At 67.6% G+C, this 16,371-nt stretch carries 16 protein-coding genes; 14 read left to right on the forward strand and 2 right to left on the reverse strand.

The window, feature by feature from the left end; genetic code table 11:
• The first annotated feature begins 7 nt into the window (after nt 1–7).
• From AXYL_RS25785 to AXYL_RS25795, 3 genes are all read left to right on the forward strand, one after another.
• On the forward strand, nt 8–712 hold the full coding sequence (locus tag AXYL_RS25785; protein ID WP_013395812.1) for an SDR family oxidoreductase: 705 nt from the start codon (nt 8–10) through the stop codon (nt 710–712).
• 99 nt (nt 713–811) lie between these two features.
• The gene (locus tag AXYL_RS25790) at nt 812–2,377 is read left to right on the forward strand and encodes a DUF1800 domain-containing protein (RefSeq protein ID WP_013395813.1); all 1,566 of its coding nucleotides are present in this window, start codon (nt 812–814) and stop codon (nt 2,375–2,377) included.
• The gene (locus AXYL_RS25795; protein ID WP_013395814.1) at nt 2,374–3,765 is read left to right on the forward strand and encodes a DUF1501 domain-containing protein; all 1,392 of its coding nucleotides are present in this window, start codon (nt 2,374–2,376) and stop codon (nt 3,763–3,765) included. The genes AXYL_RS25790 and AXYL_RS25795 overlap by 4 nt, the downstream gene beginning before the upstream one ends.
• A 22-nt stretch (nt 3,766–3,787) precedes the next feature.
• On the opposite strand, the gene AXYL_RS25800 is transcribed toward AXYL_RS25795, so the two are convergent.
• Together AXYL_RS25800 and AXYL_RS25805 are read right to left on the reverse strand one after the other, a co-directional pair.
• The gene (locus AXYL_RS25800) at nt 3,788–5,425 is read right to left on the reverse strand and encodes an acyl-CoA synthetase (RefSeq protein WP_013395815.1); all 1,638 of its coding nucleotides are present in this window, start codon (nt 5,423–5,425) and stop codon (nt 3,788–3,790) included.
• A 36-nt stretch (nt 5,426–5,461) separates the two neighbouring features.
• Nucleotides 5,462–6,751: a hypothetical protein gene (locus AXYL_RS25805; protein WP_013395816.1), complete on the reverse strand. Its 1,290-nt coding sequence runs from the start codon at nt 6,749–6,751 to the stop codon at nt 5,462–5,464.
• 101 nt (nt 6,752–6,852) lie between these two features.
• Between AXYL_RS25805 and AXYL_RS25810 the strand changes: the two genes are divergently transcribed.
• From AXYL_RS25810 to AXYL_RS25860, 11 genes are all read left to right on the forward strand, one after another.
• Nucleotides 6,853–7,692 carry a GntR family transcriptional regulator gene (locus tag AXYL_RS25810; protein WP_013395817.1) on the forward strand — a complete coding sequence of 280 codons (840 nt, stop codon included), beginning with the start codon at nt 6,853–6,855 and terminating at the stop codon, nt 7,690–7,692.
• A 73-nt stretch (nt 7,693–7,765) separates the two neighbouring features.
• Nucleotides 7,766–8,947: an ABC transporter substrate-binding protein gene (locus AXYL_RS25815; protein WP_013395818.1), complete on the forward strand. Its 1,182-nt coding sequence runs from the start codon at nt 7,766–7,768 to the stop codon at nt 8,945–8,947.
• 64 nt (nt 8,948–9,011) lie between these two features.
• Nucleotides 9,012–9,941: a ferritin-like domain-containing protein gene (locus AXYL_RS25820; RefSeq protein WP_013395819.1), complete on the forward strand. Its 930-nt coding sequence runs from the start codon at nt 9,012–9,014 to the stop codon at nt 9,939–9,941.
• 15 nt (nt 9,942–9,956) lie between these two features.
• Nucleotides 9,957–10,862, forward strand: a complete 906-nt coding sequence (locus tag AXYL_RS25825) for a hypothetical protein (RefSeq protein ID WP_013395820.1) — start codon at nt 9,957–9,959, stop codon at nt 10,860–10,862.
• A gap of 19 nt (nt 10,863–10,881) precedes the next feature.
• Nucleotides 10,882–11,766, forward strand: a complete 885-nt coding sequence (locus AXYL_RS25830; protein ID WP_013395821.1) for a branched-chain amino acid ABC transporter permease — start codon at nt 10,882–10,884, stop codon at nt 11,764–11,766.
• Nucleotides 11,767–11,777: 11 nt separating this feature from the next.
• Entirely contained in the window at nt 11,778–12,794 is a 1,017-nt protein-coding gene (locus tag AXYL_RS25835; RefSeq protein WP_013395822.1) for a branched-chain amino acid ABC transporter permease, read from the forward strand.
• Complete coding sequence (locus AXYL_RS25840) at nt 12,787–13,566, forward strand: ABC transporter ATP-binding protein (protein WP_013395823.1); 780 nt, start codon at nt 12,787–12,789, stop codon at nt 13,564–13,566. Before AXYL_RS25835 ends, AXYL_RS25840 begins: the two co-directional genes overlap by 8 nt.
• Nucleotides 13,559–14,272: an ABC transporter ATP-binding protein gene (locus AXYL_RS25845; protein WP_013395824.1), complete on the forward strand. Its 714-nt coding sequence runs from the start codon at nt 13,559–13,561 to the stop codon at nt 14,270–14,272. The genes AXYL_RS25840 and AXYL_RS25845 overlap by 8 nt, the downstream gene beginning before the upstream one ends.
• Before the next feature lie 18 nt (nt 14,273–14,290).
• Entirely contained in the window at nt 14,291–15,163 is an 873-nt protein-coding gene (locus AXYL_RS25850) for an alpha/beta hydrolase (protein WP_013395825.1), read from the forward strand.
• A gap of 19 nt (nt 15,164–15,182) precedes the next feature.
• Entirely contained in the window at nt 15,183–15,575 is a 393-nt protein-coding gene (locus tag AXYL_RS25855; protein WP_013395826.1) for a RidA family protein, read from the forward strand.
• Nucleotides 15,576–15,609: 34 nt separating this feature from the next.
• Nucleotides 15,610–16,371, forward strand: coding sequence for an SDR family NAD(P)-dependent oxidoreductase (locus tag AXYL_RS25860; RefSeq protein WP_013395827.1), 762 nt, complete (start codon nt 15,610–15,612; stop codon nt 16,369–16,371).

The following is a 16,371-nucleotide window of genomic DNA, read 5'->3' on the forward strand; positions in this document are numbered from 1 at the left end:
AGTGAGCATGAGCACGGAAAAAGTGGCGATCGTCACCGCCGGCGGCAGCGGCATGGGCGCGGCGGCGGCGCGCAAACTGGCGGCCGACGGCTGGCGCGTGGCCATCCTGTCTTCCTCCGGCAAGGGCGAGGCCCTGGCGCAGGAACTGGACGGCCTGGGCATCACCGGGTCCAACCGCTCGCCCGAAGACCTGGCGCGGCTGGTGGACGCCACCCTGCAGAAATGGGGCAGGATCGACGCGGTAGTCAACAGCGCCGGCCACGGCCCCAAGGGTCCGCTGCTGGAAATCAGCGACGAGGACTGGCACCTGGGCATGGAGTTCTACCTGCTGAACGTGGTGCGCATCGCGCGCCTGGTCGCACCGGTGATGAAGCAGCAGAAATCCGGCGCCATCGTCAATATCTCGACCTATGCCACCTTCGAGCCGGAAGCGTTGTTCCCCACGTCTGGCGTGTTCCGCGCCGGGCTGGCCGCCTTCACCAAGGTGTTCGCCGACGAATACGCCGAACACAATGTGCGGATGAACAACGTGCTGCCGGGCTTCATCGACAGCCTGCCTGAAAAGGAAGACCGCCGCACGCGCATCCCGATGGGTCGCTACGGCACCGCCGAAGAGGTCGCGGACCTGATCGCCTTCCTGGCTTCCGACGCCTCTTCCTACATCACCGGCCAGAACATCCGCATCGACGGCGGCATCACGCGCTCGGTCTGACACCATCCTTTTGGACTAGTCCCTCGTTCGAATGACGGTATTGAAGCCCGCCCTGGGCTTCAGTACCGTAGGTTTTCGCATTCGACGAGGTGCCTGCGCATGTCCGCTACGCCGTCAGCGGCTGCGCCGCAGTCCGCCGATCTCTCCCACCGCAAACCCACCCCGGGCCAGGCCTCGCGCTTCCTGGCGCAGGCCACGTTCGGCCCCACGCCCGCCGACATCGACGCCGTGGTGCGCGACGGCTACGCGGCCTGGCTGGACGCGCAGCTGGCCATGCCGCCGTCGCAGACCCACTTCGATTGGCTGCTGCAACAAAAAAAGAACACCGAGGAGTTCAAGGGCAACGGCATCAACGCCCCCCTGGAATCCACGCTATGGCGCAAGTTCATCGCCGCGCCGGACCAGGTGCGCACGCGGGTGGCGTTCGCGCTGTCCGAGATCTTCGTGGTGGGCGTGTCGTCCATCACGGCGTCCTGGCCGCTGTTCGGCGCGGCCGGCTTCATGGACCTGCTGGCCGAGCATGCCCTGGGCAATTATCAGCAGCTGCTGACGGCGGTGACCCGCAACCTGTCCATGGGCTGCATGCTGACCTATCGCGGCAACCGCAAGGAAGATCCCAAGACCGGCCGCCATCCCGACGAGAACTACGCCCGCGAGGTCATGCAGCTGTTCAGCATCGGCCTGCTGGAGCTGGAGCCGGACGGCGCCGTCAGGATGGTGAACGGCGCGCCGGTGGAAACCTATGACAATGCCGACGTGCAGGGCCTGGCCAAGGTCTTCACCGGCTGGGACATCAACGGCCCGGAAACCGATGTGGAGTTCCACCGCCGGCCCATGGCCCTGAACAACGGACTGCATTCCCTGGCTGAAAAGCGCTTCCTGGGCGCGGTGGTGCCGGCGGGCACCGACGGCCACCTGTCGCTCAAGCGCGCCATGGAGGTGATCTGCGCCCACCCCAACGTGGCGCCCTTCATCGGCACGCAACTGATCCAGCGGCTGGTCACCAGTAATCCCAGCCGCGCCTATGTCGGACGCGTGTCCGCCGCCTTCAACGACGATGGCGCCGGCGCGCGCGGCAACCTGAGGGCGGTGGTGCGCGCAGTCCTGCTCGACCCCGAGGCGCGCAACCCCGACCTGGCCGCCCCCGGCTGGGGCAAGGTGCGCGAACCCATCGTGCGCTTTGCGGCCTGGGCGCGGGCGTTCGGCGCCACCTCCAACAACGGCGCCTGGGCCATGCCGGACACCACCGACAACACGATCCGGCTGGCCCAGAGCCCGATGCGTTCGGCCAGCGTCTTCAATTTCTTCCGCCCGCGCTACGTGCCGCCGGTGACGGAACTGGCGCGCCAGCACCTGGTGGCGCCGGAACTGCAGATCACCGACGAGACCAGCATCGCCGGCTACCTGAACTTCCTGGCCATCTATGTGGACCGGGGCTGGGAGGATCTGCAGACCCCCTACACCGCCGAGATCGCGCTGGCCCAGGATCCGTCCGCGCTGGTGGCGCGGGTGGCGCTGCTGCTGGCGGGCGACGCCTACTCCGCCGAGACCGCTGGCGCCATCGCGCGGGCCGTGGCAACCATACCCGCGGGCCGGCCGCGCGACCGGGTGCGCGCCTCTATCATGCTGGTGGCCGCCAGCCCCGAATACCTGGTGCAGAAATGAAGAGCTCCCGCTCCGATGCGCAGACCAGCCGCCGCGAATTCCTGCTGCGCGCCTGCGCGCTGGGCGCCACCGGGGCCGCCGCGCCGCTGGCGCTGAACCTGGCGGCCCTGGGCGCAGCGGCCGCGCAATCGGCGCCAGCTTCTTCCTACAAGGCGCTGGTCTGCGTGTTCCTGTATGGCGGAAACGACCCCTACAACTCGCTGGTGCCCTACGACGCGGCTTCATACAAGGCGTATGCCCAGGCGCGCACCGACATCGCGCTGCCGCGCGACGCCCTGCAGGCCACCGCGCTGCGCGGCAAGCAGCCCGCGCCCGGCGGCGTGCAGTTTGCACTGGCCCCGTCGCTGGCGCCGCTCAAGCCCTTGTACGAAAGCGGCGACATGGCGGTGCTGCTGAACATAGGCCCGCTGGTCGTGCCCACGTCCAAACAGGAATACATCGGCGCGCGCGTGCCCTTGCCGCCCAAGCTGTTCTCGCACAACGACCAGCAGTCGTACTGGCAGGCGCTGGCGCCGGAAGGCGCCGCATCGGGCTGGGCCGGAAGGCTGACGGACCTGTACGCTGACGCCAACGCGCAACGCACCTTCACGGGCATTACGGCGGGCGGCAGCAGCGTGCTGCTGGCCGGGCGCAAGATTGCCGGATACCGCGTGGGCATCCATGGTTCCACGCAGATAGACCCGCTGACCCGCGACATGTATGGCTCCAGCGCCTGCACCGCCTTGCTGCGCCAACTGATCACCCAGCCGCGCGAGCATCTGATGGAACGCGAGATGTCGCGCATCGCCGCGCAGTCCATCGACGCCGATGCACGCCTGCGCGCAGCGCTTGCCGACGTAGCCGTGCCCGGCGATTTCTCATCGCCACTCGCGCAGCAGTTGAAGATCGTCGCCCGCATCATCGCCGCCAGGCAGGCGCTGGGCGCGCGCCGTCAGGTCTTCTTCGTGTCGCAGAACGGCTATGACAATCACGCGGGCCTGAACGACACCCACCCCGCCCTGCTCAAGGAACTGGGCCAGGCCCTGGCCGCGTTCCAGCAGGCCTTGTCGGCGATAGGCGTGGCCGACCAGGTGACCACCTTCACCGCATCCGAATTCGGCCGCACCCTGGGTTCCAACGGCAACGGCTCGGACCATGGCTGGGGCTCGCACCACTTCGTGCTGGGCGGCGCCGTCCAGGGCGGCCGCTACTACGGCAGCCATCCGGAAATCGCCCTGGACGGCCCCGGCTTCGTCGACAACGGCCGCCTCTTGCCCACCCTGGCCGTGGACCAGTTGGGCGCGTCCCTGGGCGCCTGGTTCGGCGCTGGCCGCGAGGATCTGGGCCTGGTGTTCCCGAACCTGCGGCGCTTCGACGCGCAGGCGCTGGACCTGCTGCCGCGCGCCTAGAGCCGCGCCGGCAGCGGCGGGCTCATAGCTGCCGCGCCTGTTCGCGCAGCAGGTACTTCTGGATCTTGCCCGTGGCGGTCTTGGGCAGCGGGCCGAACACGAAGGTGCGCGGCACCTTGAAGCCCGCCAGCCGGGTGCGGCAGAAGCCGGTCAATTCGTCCGCGCTTGCCGCGCAGCCGTCCTTCAGCGTGACGAAGGCGCAGGGCGTCTCGCCCCATTTGGCGTCGGGCCGCGCCACCACCGCCGCTTCCAGCACGGCGGGGTGCGCGTACAAGACATCCTCGACCTCTACCGTCGAGATGTTCTCGCCGCCGGAGATGACGATGTCCTTGGCGCGGTCCTTGATCTGCATGTAGCCATCGGGGTGCACCACGGCCAGATCGCCGGTATGGAACCAGCCGCCCGCGAAGGCCTCGGCGGTGGCCTGGGGGTTCTTCAGATATCCCTTCATCAGCGTGTTGCCGCGCATCATGATTTCGCCCACGGTGACGCCGTCCGGCGGCACGGGGTCCAGGGTGGCGGGATCCAGCACGCGGACCTGTTCCATCGTGTGCTTGCGCACGCCGATGCGCGCCTTGAGCGCGGCCTGTTCCTCCAGCGGCAGATCGCTCCAGGCCTCGTGCCAGGCGCAGCTGATCGAAGGACCATAGCTCTCGGTCAGGCCATACAGGTGCGTGACGTCTATGCCCAGTTCATCCATCGCCGCAATCACGGCGGCCGGCGGCGGCGAGCCGCCCGTAAGCACCTGCACCGGACGCGAGGCGCGGCGCTTGATCTCCGGCGGACTGTTGATGAGCATGCCCAGCACCACCGGCGCGGCGCAGAAATAATCGACCCCGTGCGCCTGGATGGCATCGAAGACGGCGCCGGCCTCGACCCGCCGCAGGCACACGTTGGTTCCGGCCAGCAGCGCAATGGTCCAGGGAAAACTCCAGCCATTGCAATGGAACATCGGCAAGGTCCAGAGGTACACGGCATGCTGGCGCATGTCGCAGGCCAAGGCGTTGCCCATCGCATTCAGGTAAGCGCCGCGATGGTGGTACAGCACGCCCTTGGGGCTGCCGGTGGTGCCGGAGGTGTAGTTCAGGCACAGCGACTGCCATTCGTCCGCCGGCCAGGGGAATCCGGCCTGCGCATCGCCCGACGCCAGCAGCGCCTCGTAGCTCATTTCCCCGATCAGCTCGCCCGGCCCGCCGTACTCGGGGTCGTCGATGTCCACCACCCGGATCGGCCTGCGGCTCTTGGCCAGCGCCTGCGCCATGACGGGCGCGTACTCGCGGTCCGTCAGCAGCACCGTCGCTGCGCCGTGCTCCAGGATGAAGGCCAGCGTTTCCGCGTCCAGCCGGGTGTTCAGGGCGTTGAGCACCGCGCCCGCCATGGCGACGCCGAAATGGGCTTCGTACAGCGCCGGGATGTTGGGCGCCATCACGGCCACCGTATCGCCGGGCCGCACGCCCAGGCGCGCCAGCCCGCTGGCCAGCTGGCGGCAGCGCGCGTAGGTCTGCCGCCAGCTCTGGCGCAGCGCGCCATGGACGATGGCGGTGCGCTCCGGATAGACCTTGGCCGCGCGCTCGATGAATGTCAGCGGAGTAAGCGCCAGGTGGTTGGCGCTGTTGCGTGCGATATCCAGGACATGATGGTCGGGTGTGTCGGCGGGCATCGGAGTCTCACAGAGGCGAAACGCTCACCGCGCCCTTCAGGCGGCGGCTTGCGGGGACAGGCCGCGCAGCGTGGCGCGCAGCAGGGAATCGCTCAGGTCCGCGTCCGCCTGCATCAAGCGCTGCAGCAAGCGGTCGGGACTGTCGCCAGCAGTTTCCAGATGCCAGCCGTACAGGTGCAGTCCGTTCAGCACGTAGGCATCGTCCAGGCCTTCCAGCACGGCATGCCGGCGCGGCGCGCGCGCGGACGGCGGCAAGGCATTGTCGGCGCAGTCCGCCACCAGAATGGAAGTCGGCTTGGAAAAATAATCCGCCACCCGCGCGCGGGCTTGCTCGAGCCGGCGCAGTGCCGCGGCATCCAGCGGTTCATCCGCCAGACGCACTTTGAGCAGCACGTTGCGCTGGTCGAGTTCGACGATGTGCAGGTCTTTCTCGACCCAATCCGCATGGACCGGCACGTTCTTGCGGCGGAAGACTTCCGCGGCCGCCAACCCCGCTCCCAGGCCTTCGCCGGCAAGCAGCTGCTTGAAGAAATCCCGCTCGGCCATCGCGCGATCCAGTTCCTGCAGCTCCAGGTCGAGCGCATGGCGTTCGCGCAGGCACTGCGCGCGGCGGGCATGCAATTGCTCATCCGCCGCGCCGCGTTGCAGATCCAGCCACGCCGCCAGGCGCACGCCGCTGCGCTGGCCCAGGCGTTCTATGCAGCGGCGCAATTCCCGCAGGAACAGCGCCGCGCCCGCCTCGTCCTGGGCCAACCCCGGCGCCAGCGCCGGCAGCAGCAGCAGGCGGCCGGGCGGTTCGCTGGCGTAGCTGGCCAGCGTCATGCCCGACCCTGTCTCCAGAATGCTCGCGCCCGGCGCCGCAGACAAGGTCGCGCCAGGCTGAAAACAGCGCGCGGCTTCGGTGAAGAGCGTGCGGAAAGGCTCGCCCGCCTGCCGTGGCGCGGCGTCGCCCTCGAGCGCCTGGCTGCTCACCGTCCGGGGCAGGAGAGGCTCGGACCAATCGTAGGGAAGGATGTCTTGCAGGGTATGCACGCCCACCGTGCGCGGCGCGGGAACCAGGACGACCAGCGTGCCGCCCGCGCCCAGCAGGCGTTTGAACTGCTCGCGCCAGTGGCGGCTGGTGGCCAGCAGCCATTCCGAGGCGCCCACGCCCAACACCGGCGGATCGGTGCGTTCGCAGGCGGCCTCCAGCACCGGGTACAGCCCGGCGGGATCCCATATGAGCACGTCCGCCCGGTCCAGCGACGCGGGCTGATCAAAGGACAGGACGGCATCCAGGCCATGGGGCGCGAGTGCCAACGCAAGGTCGAGCGTAGAAATATTCATATCGCTAATCCGTACTTGACTTTCGAAATCAATATATCATAAAGTCTAGTTAACTAGACAAATATACAAATCCTATATACATATCCCGGAACCCAGCTGTCATGTCCACTATTACGAACGTACGCAGCGAGCCCCCCGTCGCCAGCCCCGTGGCGCTGGACCGGGACTCCCCTCTGCCGCTCTATGTGCAGATCAAGCGGCGCGTGCTGATGATGATCCTGAATTGGCAGCAGGAAAGCGACCGCTTCCACACTGATCATGAGCTGAGCGAGCAATTCGACGTCAGCCGCATGACGGTGCGGCAGGCCATCCAGGAACTGGTGGACGAGGGCTATCTGCGGCGGGTCCGCGGGTCCGGCACTTTCGTCTGCGCCCCCAAGATCGACGAGCAGTTCAGCCCGGCCATGGACTTCATCGACCAATGGTCGGCGCACGGCCGCCCCCTCAGCCTGCGGGTGCTGCACTGCGCCCAGGAGCCCGCCTCCAACGCCGTGGCGCGCGAGCTGGACGTGGCGCCGGGCACGCCGGTCTGGAGCATTCTGCGCCTGCGCACGGTTCAGCAGGTGCCGATTTCGATCGACTACCGCTATGTGCGCGTCGACCGCATCCCGCACATCGACGCCCGCCAGGCCGAGGCCGGTTCCCTGCTGGAACTGATCGGCCGCCAGGTCGAGCTGGCCTACGGCAACCTCAAGATCGAAGGCGGCGCGGTGCAGGCCGAACATGCCGACTACCTCAGCCTGCTGCCCGGAGACCCGGTGCTGACGCGGCACCTCGTGTATTTCGACAAACAGGATCGGCCGGTCATGTCCGGCCTGTCCCACTACCGCGCGGACCAGGTCCGGTACTCGGTGCGCGTGCCGCTGCAGAACGGCGCAGGCAAGACGGACCAGGTGTCGGACTCGCTCGAGTTCCGCAACCCCTCAGGCGTAGGGGACTAGCCCGACTACGTTTTCGCTGTTCGTGGAAGTTGCTGCACACCCCAAATCCCGCATCAGGTACAGGAGTAGCACCATGACTTGCATAAAGACGTTTCTGGAGTTCTCGCGGCGCGCAGCCATCGCGCTGCCGGCCGCCGCGCTGATGCTGGGCATGCACGCCGCCAGCGCGCAGGACGCGGTACGGATCGGGTCCATCCTGTCCGTGACCGGTCCCGCCGCCTTCCTCGGCGAAGACATGAAGGCCGGCATGGAAATGGCCATCGACGACATCAACGCCGCCGGCGGCATCGGCGGCAAGAAGGTCGAATGGGTGTTCTACGACGCCGAGAGCCAGACCGCCAAGGCGATCAACGCCACCAAGCGCCTGCTGTCCCAGGACAAGGTCGACATCATCGTCGGCGGCGGCAACATGAGCGGCATCGCCATGGCCATGGTGCCGATGGTCGACAAGGCCGCTACCCCCTTCATTTCCACCGAAGGCTCGATGCAGATCGTGATGCCGGTGGCGGAACGCAAGTACGTGTTCAAGAGCACCGTGGACGACGACCAGGTGATCGACCGGGTGCTGGACTACTTCGACAAGAAAGGCATCAAGCGCGCCGCCCTACTGGCCGACAACAGCGGCTTCGGCCAGAGCGCCGTCGAGCAGATGAAGCGGCTGGCCGCCAAGCGCGGCATCGACATCACCTATGAATCCTTCAACCCCGCCGACACCGACCTGACCCCGCAGCTCACGCGCATCAAGAACGCGTCGGTGCAGGCCATCATCTGCTGGACCGTGACCCCGGCCGGCGTGGTGTTCATCAAGCAGGCCCAGCAACTGGGCCTGGACAAGCTCACGCTGGTGCACAGCTACGGCTTCGTCGACCAGCGCTACATGAAACTGGCGGGCGACTCGGTCAAGGACCTGTTGCTGGTCAGCGTCAAGTTCCCGGTGGGCCAGGATCTGCCCGATGCCGACCCCATCAAGACCCGCATCGTGGACCTCAGCAAGCGCTTCGAGGCCCGCTACAAACGCAAGCCCAACCAGTTCGTGGCCCAGACCTACGACGCCATGATGCTGGCCCGCGCCGCCCTGGAAAAAAGCGGCGGCGACAAGGAAAAGACCCGCGAACAGCTGACCGCCATCACCGGCTACCAGGGCGTGGGCGGGGTCTTCAATTTCTCGCCCCAGCGCCACTCCGGCCTGGACAAGGACGACATCGTCATGCTCGGCTACCGGGACGGTCAATTCCGGCTGGCCGACTACAAGTAAGCAGTCCATCTCCGCAACCTCCACTCACGCGCGCCGCCGGCGCGGCAAACCTGGGAGTGCAGTCATGAACGTAGCAAGCGCCGAGCCGCGTACCATCCTGGACGATCCGGAAAGCATCTTTCCGCTGGACCTGGACACCCGGATCCCCAAGATCCGCGATCTCTACCACCTGGCGACGGTCAAGCAGTGGGACCCGCGCACTGACATCGATTGGCATTTGTTCGATGCCTCGCAGTACACGCCTGAACAGCGCTATGCGGCCCGACAGTACTGGAGCCGCCGCGCCTGGAGCGAGTACGGCGCCATTTCGGAAAGCCCTGCCTTGCAGATCCGCTTCTGCCACGACAAGTGCGAGCCCGACCTGCGGCTGTTCTTCACCATCCGCTCGCAGGAAGAAAGCCGCCACGCGGAGGCCTGCTTTCGCATGGCCGAAGCCCTGGGCGGCTACATGGAGCAGCCGGCCCAGGCCGCGTACCAGGGTTCGGTCGCCACCCACGGCGTGCGCAAGATGGCGCTCGACCCCGAGGTGTCGGTCGAGGCGATCCTTGCGGCGCTGGTCTGCGCCGCCGAGGAAATCGCGTTCGACGTCTTTCGCCACCTGGTGGAGATCACTCGCGATCCCGTCGCCAAGCAGATCTGCGCCCGCATTATGCGCGACGAGGTGCGGCACTGCGCGTTCGGCTGGCGCTTCCTCGACCACCGCATTCCGCAGATGTCGCCCGCCGAGATCAAGGTGGTGGAGAACGCCGTGATCAACATGATGGAAAAAGTCGAGCTCAACGGCTACCACAGCGCGTGGCTGGCGCCCGACAACCCGGCCTCGCGCGCCGAGATGGAGGTGGACCGGGTCACCTGGGAAGCCGGCCTGGGCTCCACGGTCGAGGAACTGGAGAAGCCCCTGTTCGTGGAAACGGTGCAGCGCGTGCGGCGCCAGATGGAGCCCTGGGGCGTGCACCTGCCCTTGCTGCATCACCCGAAGATCGGCGAATTCTGAATCCAAGGACCTGTCATGAACGCAGCTACGACCAGAATTCCCGTTGAGCGCCGCTTCCCGCTGACGCTCAAGCAGTCCATCACCTCGATCCGCGAACTGTACGAAACCGGCAAGCAGCAGCGCTGGGCGCCCGAAACCGACATTCCCTGGGCCAGCTTCGACATCGGCGCGCTCGACGCCCGGACCCGTGACGCGGCCCGCCTGACCTGGAGCCGCCGCGCCTGGGTGGAATACGCGGGCTTGAGCGAAACGCCGGCACTGCTGGTGCGCCTGTGCCTGGAGAGCGGCCGCGAATCCGATCCCAAGTACTTCCTCACTGTGCGCAACACCGAGGAAGCCTGGCAGATCGAGTGCTTCCACCGCTACGCCACGCTGTTGGGCGGCTACCTGAACCGCCCGCCCAGCCCGCAGCAGGAAGCCATCTTCAACCAATGCCGGCACCGCCAGGTGCTGGACGCCGCCTGCCATGCCGACGCCTTCTTCACCGCGCACGCGGCGGTCGAAGACGGACTGGAACTCGAACTGTTCCGGGCCTACCTGGAGAACGCCCGCGAGCCCGTGGCGCGCCGCATCCTGGAGCAGTGCGTGCAGGCCAAGGAACGCCACGCTACCTTCGGCTGGCTCTACGTCGCGGAACGCGCCGTCGCCTGGTCCGACGCCGACCGCAGCGCCGTGGCTGGGGCCGTGTCGGGCTATCTGAACGAGGTCGAACTGCGGGGCTATCACTGCCCCTGGCTGGCCGAACCCGATGGTCCCGAAAGCCAGGCCAACGCCCTGACGGCCGCGGCCGGCCTGGGCGCCGTATCCGCCGACAAGGAATACGAGATCCTGTGGTCGTACCTGGAAACGGTGACGCGGCGCCTGGCCGAATTCGGCGTCGAACTGCCGGGCATCGCGCTGGCTGCGCGCCGGCCCAACTGAGCCAGCACGGAACCCCGCCATGGATATGTCCGCGCAAATCGTCCAACTGCTGGTCGCCGGGATCACCACCGGCAGCATCTACGCCATCGTGGCGGTGGGGTTCAACGTCATTTTCAAGAGCACCGACGCCATCAACTTCGCCCAGGGCGAATGGGTCATGATGGGCGGCATGGTGGCGGCGGCCTGCTACGCGGTGGCCGAACTGCCGCTATGGCTGTCCTGTCTGGCGGCGGTAGCCCTGGTGGCCCTGGCGGGCGGCCTGTCCGAACGCCTGGTGATCCATCCGCTGAAGAAGCCCGCGCCGCTGCTGGTGACGCTGCTGAGCATCGGCCTGGCCATCTGCACCAAGAGCCTGGTGATGCTGGGGCTGGGCAAAACGCCCATGGGCTATCCCGCGTTTTCCGGCGACGCGCCCGTGCCGCTGGCGGGCGCGCAGATTCCGCCGCAGAGCTTCTGGGTGATGGGCGTGGCGCTGGTCTTCATGCTGGGGACGCACTTCTTCTTCGAGCGCACGCTGCTGGGCAAGACCCTGCGCGCCACGGCCATCGACCGCGACGCCGCCGCCCTGGTCGGCATCAACGTGCGGCGTTCGGTGACGGTGGCCTTCGTGCTGGCGGCGCTGGCCGGCGGCATCGCCGGCGTGATCATCGCGCCGCTGACCTTCACCTCCTATGACCACGGCACCATGCTCGGCTTCAAGGGCTTCAGCGCAGCCATGCTGGGCGGGCTGGGCAGCCTGCAGGGCGCCTTGCTCGGCGGCCTGCTGCTGGGCGTGATCGAGGCGCTGGGAGGCGGCCTGATTTCCTCGCAGTACAAGGATGCGCTGTCCTTCATCGTGCTGTTGCTGGTGCTGTTCTACCGTCCCCAGGGCTTGCTGGGCAAAGCCGAAATCAACAAGGTCTGAAGGGGGTGAAGATGAAATCAGAAATCCACCCGCACGGGGACGGCGGACACCGCGACCTGCGCATCCTGCTGGCGCTGTGGGGCCTTTTCCTGCTGTTTCCGCTGGTGGCGCCGAACAGCTATGCCGTGGGCCTGGCGGTGACGTTCAGCATCAACCTGATGCTGATCGCCAGCCTCAACCTGCTGATGGGCTACTGCGGGCAGATCTCCATGTGCCAGGCCGGCTTCTTCGGCCTGGGCGCCTATGTCAGCGGCGCCTTGTCGGCCAAGTACGGCGTTCCGGCGCTTGCCAGCATCCCGGCCGCGCTGGCGGTCGCAAGCACGGCGGCGCTGCTCATCGCCCTGCCCGTGCTGCGGCTGCGCGGACATTACCTGGCGATGGCCACGTTGGGATTCAACGCCATCCTGTCGGTGCTGTTCGTCGAGCTGGTGGACTTTACCGGCGGCCCCAACGGCCTGTCCGGGGTCGAGCCCATCACCGTCGCGGGCTACGCCTTCGATACCGACCGCCGCTTCTTCTACCTGGCCTGGGCTGCCGGCCTGTTGCTGATGTGGGGCTTCCTGAACCTGACCCGCTCGCGCATCGGCCGCGCCATGATCAGCGTGGCCGGCAGCGAGGTCGGCGCGGCCAGCCTCGGCATCAATACCTATGCGCTGAAGGTGGCGATCTTCGTGCTCTGCGCCGCGGTGGCGGCCCTGGCGGGCACTTTCTACGTGCACTTCAACCAGTTCGCGTCGCCGGAGACCTTCAGCTTCTCGGCCTCGGTGCTGCTGCTGGTCATGGTCGCGGTCGGCGGCTGGGGCAAGTATTGGGGACCGCTGTTCGGCGCGCTGGTCTATACCGCCGTACCGGAATTGCTGCGCGCCTTCCATGACGTCGAACTGCTGCTGTTCGGGCTGGGCATGATCCTGGTCCTGATGTTCTTTCCGGGAGGACTGGCGGGAATGGCGCAGCGCTTGTGCCGGCGTCCCAGAAGCTTGCCGGCTACCCCGGTGGCGGCAACAAAGGGCAAGGTGCGCCATGGCTGATCACGATTTCCTGTCGGTGCGGGACCTGGGCATCAACTTCGGCGGACTGGCCGCGCTTGCCGACCTGTCCTTCGACCTGAAGCAAGGCCAGATCAAGGGCCTGATCGGCCCCAACGGCGCGGGCAAGAGCACCTTGTTCAATATCGTCGCCGGCCTGCTGCATCCAGGGCGCGGCGAGGTGTGCTTTCGCGGCCGCCCGGTACGCGGCCTGCCGCCGCACCAGCGCGTCAGGCTGGGCATCGCCCGCACCTTCCAGAACCTGCAGATCTTCAAGGACCTGACGGTGCTGGAGAACGTCATGGTGGGTTGCCATGCGCGCTTCGGCTCCGGCCTGTGGGCCTGCATGCTGCGCACGCCCAGGCAGCGCCGTGACGAACGGCAGATGCGCGACATCGCGATGCAGCGGCTGGAGCAGCTGCACCTGGCCCGCCACGCCGACGTGCTGGCCGCGGACCTGAGCTTCGGCCAGGCCAAGATCCTCGAAATCGCGCGCGCCCTGGCCGCCGACCCCACCCTGCTGCTGCTGGACGAGCCCGTCGCCGGCGTGCCGCATGCCGAAGTGGCGCAGGTGGCGCAAGTCATCCGCGAAGTGAACGCCAGCGGGGTGACCGTGCTGCTGGTCGAGCACAACATGAGCTTCGTCATGCAGCTGTGCGACGACATCCTGGTGCTGAACTACGGCCGCAAGATCGCCGAAGGCCGGGCCGACGCGGTGCGCGCCGATCCCCTGGTGCTGCAGGCCTATCTCGGGGAGGACATGCCCGATGCTTGAAATCACCAACCTGTGCGCCTCGTATGGCGCGGGCGACGTGCTGCGCGAAACCAGCCTGGAGATTCCCGCCGGGCAAATCGGCTGCCTGCTCGGCGCCAACGGCGCCGGCAAGACCACGGTCATGCGCAGCCTGAGCGGCCTGCTGCGGCCCCTGCGCGGCAGCGTCCGCTTCGAAGGCGAAGCGATCGAGGCGCTGACCCCGGACCGCATCGTCGACCGCGGCATCGTGCTGGTGCCGGAAGGCCGGCGCGTGTTCGCGCCCCTGTCGGTCAGCGAAAACCTGGAGATGGGCGGCTACAAGCTGCTGAAGCAGCGCCGCCAGACGGAGTTCCGCCGCAATCTCGACTTCGTCCTGGACCTGTTCCCGCGGCTCTCCGAACGCGCCCGCCAGCCCGCCGGAACGTTGTCGGGCGGCGAACAGCAGATGGTTGCGATAGGCCGGGCGCTGATGAGCAGCCCGCGCCTGCTGATGCTGGACGAACCCTCCATGGGCCTCGCGCCCCTGGTCGTGAAGGACATCTTCCTGTCGCTGCGGCGGCTCAAGCAGGAAGGGCTGACGCTGTTCATCGCCGAACAGAACGCCAGGCTGACCTTGAGCGCCGCGGACTACGGCTACGTGCTGCAGGAAGGCCGGGTGGCGTATTCGGGCAGCGCCCAGGCGCTGCGCGACGATACACGGGTACAGGCTGCCTACCTGGGCGCCTGACAGGAGACAGGTGAAGCGATGACGTGTTCTTCCCAGGAGCAGGCGATCGATCCGGAGCAGGAAGCGCAGTACAACCTGCGCGCCCGGCATCCCGAACGCGAGGAAATCTACTTTACCTATGCGCGCCGCAGCGCGGACACGCGTAGCCGGCCCGAGGCCCGCCTGGACCTGCGCTTCGGCCAGCGGGCTTCCAGCGTGCTGGACCTGTTCGTGCCCGACCATGTGCCGGCGCCGCCGCTGCTGGTCTTCATCCATGGCGGCTACTGGCGCGCCCTGGACAAGCACGGCTTTTCGTTCATCGCCGACGAGTACCTGGCGCGCGGCGTGGCGGTGGCGCTGCCCAACTACACGCTGGCGCCGCACGCCAGCGTCTCCGACATCGTCGACGAGGCCTGCACGGCCGTGTCCTGGCTGACCGCGCAGGGCGAGCGCCACGGCTACGACGCCAGCCGCATCGTCTTGTCCGGCCATTCCGCGGGCGGGCATATGGCCGCCAGGGCCTTGTGCCGCGACCTGGTTCCCGCCCTGGCCGGCCGGATACGCGGCTACGTCGGGCTGAGCGGGCTGTTCGATCTGGAGCCGCTGCTGCGCACTTCCATCAACCGCGATCTCCATATGAGCGTGTCGGAAGCCCGCAACCTGGGGCTGTACCAGCGCGCCGCGCTGTACGAAGTCCCCATGGTGTTCGCGGCCGGCGCCCTGGAAACCGAGGGCTTTCGCGGGCAGAGCCGGGATTTTTCACAGCATTGCGCCAGCCACGGCTACCAGGTCGAAAACCTGGTGGTGCCGCAACGCAACCATTTCGATCTGCTGACCGATTTCGCCGGCGGCGGCTATCCGCTATTCAACAAGACGCTCGATCTGCTGCTGCCTGGCGCGGGCCGGGCCTGATCTTTCACGAGGAGTCCACATGGCAGGCCAACCACTCAATCCCGCGGGCGTCTGCGCCCCCCTGGGCCCCTATAGCCAGGGCGTGCTGACCGAAGGCGCCGGGCGCTGGCTGCACATCGCAGGCCAGGTGGGAGTATCGTCCGAGGGCGAGCTCGCAGCAGGCTTCGAAGCCCAGGCCCACGCTGCCTGGCGCAACATCCAGGCCATGCTGGAGGCCGCGGGGATGAATGCGGGCGACCTGGTCAAGGTCGTAACCTACATCACCGACGAAAGCCAGCTGCCGCTGCTCGGCCCCGTCAGGCTGGCCTATCTGGGCGAGGCCCGTCCCGCCGCGACCCTGGTCGTGGTGCGGGCCCTGGCGCGGCCGGAATGGCTGATCGAAGTGGAAGCGTCGGCGTACAAGCCTGCATGACCCCCGCGGCGGCAACGCCCGAAGGAGAGTGAGCATGTTCGAGGACCTACGCAACAAGCGGGCCCTGGTGACCGGCGCCTTCGGCGGACTGGGCGCGGAATTCGCGCGCACCCTGGCCGCCGCCGGCGCGCACGTGGCCCTGGCCGGACGCAGGCTGCAGGCCGGCGAGCAACTGGCCGCGGAACTGGCCGCCGCGGACCGGCGCAGCTGCGCCATCGCGCTGGACGTGACCCAACCCGACAGCGTCGCAGGCTTGTTCGATGCCGCGTCCGAGAGACTGGACGGCGCCATCGACATCCTGGTCAACAACGCCGGCATCACCACTACCCGTCCGGCGCTGGAACATACCGAGGCCGATTGGAGCGACGTGATCGACGTCAACCTGAACGGCACCTGGCGCGTGGCGCAGGCTGCCGGCCGCCACATGCAGGCGCACGGCGGCGGCAGCATCATCAACATCGCCTCCATCCTGGGGCTGCGCGTGGCTCAACAGGTGCCTGCCTACGCCGCCTCCAAGGCCGCGCTGATCCAGCTGACGCAGGCCCTGGCGCTGGAATGGGCGCGCCACGGCATCCGCGTCAATGCGCTCGCGCCCGGCTATATCGAAACCGACCTGAACCGCGAATTTTTCGCCAGCGACGCGGGACAGGCGCTGATCCGGCGCGTGCCGCAGCGCCGGCTCGGACAGGCGCGGGAGCTGTCGGCCCCGCTGCTGCTGCTGGCTTCCGACGCCTCTTCCTTCATGACCGGTTCCGTCCTGGTCGTGGACGGCGGACATCTCATTTCCACGCTCTGA

It is taken from the genome of Achromobacter xylosoxidans A8, from assembly GCF_000165835.1.
GTDB lineage: Bacteria > Pseudomonadota > Gammaproteobacteria > Burkholderiales > Burkholderiaceae_B > Achromobacter > Achromobacter xylosoxidans_B.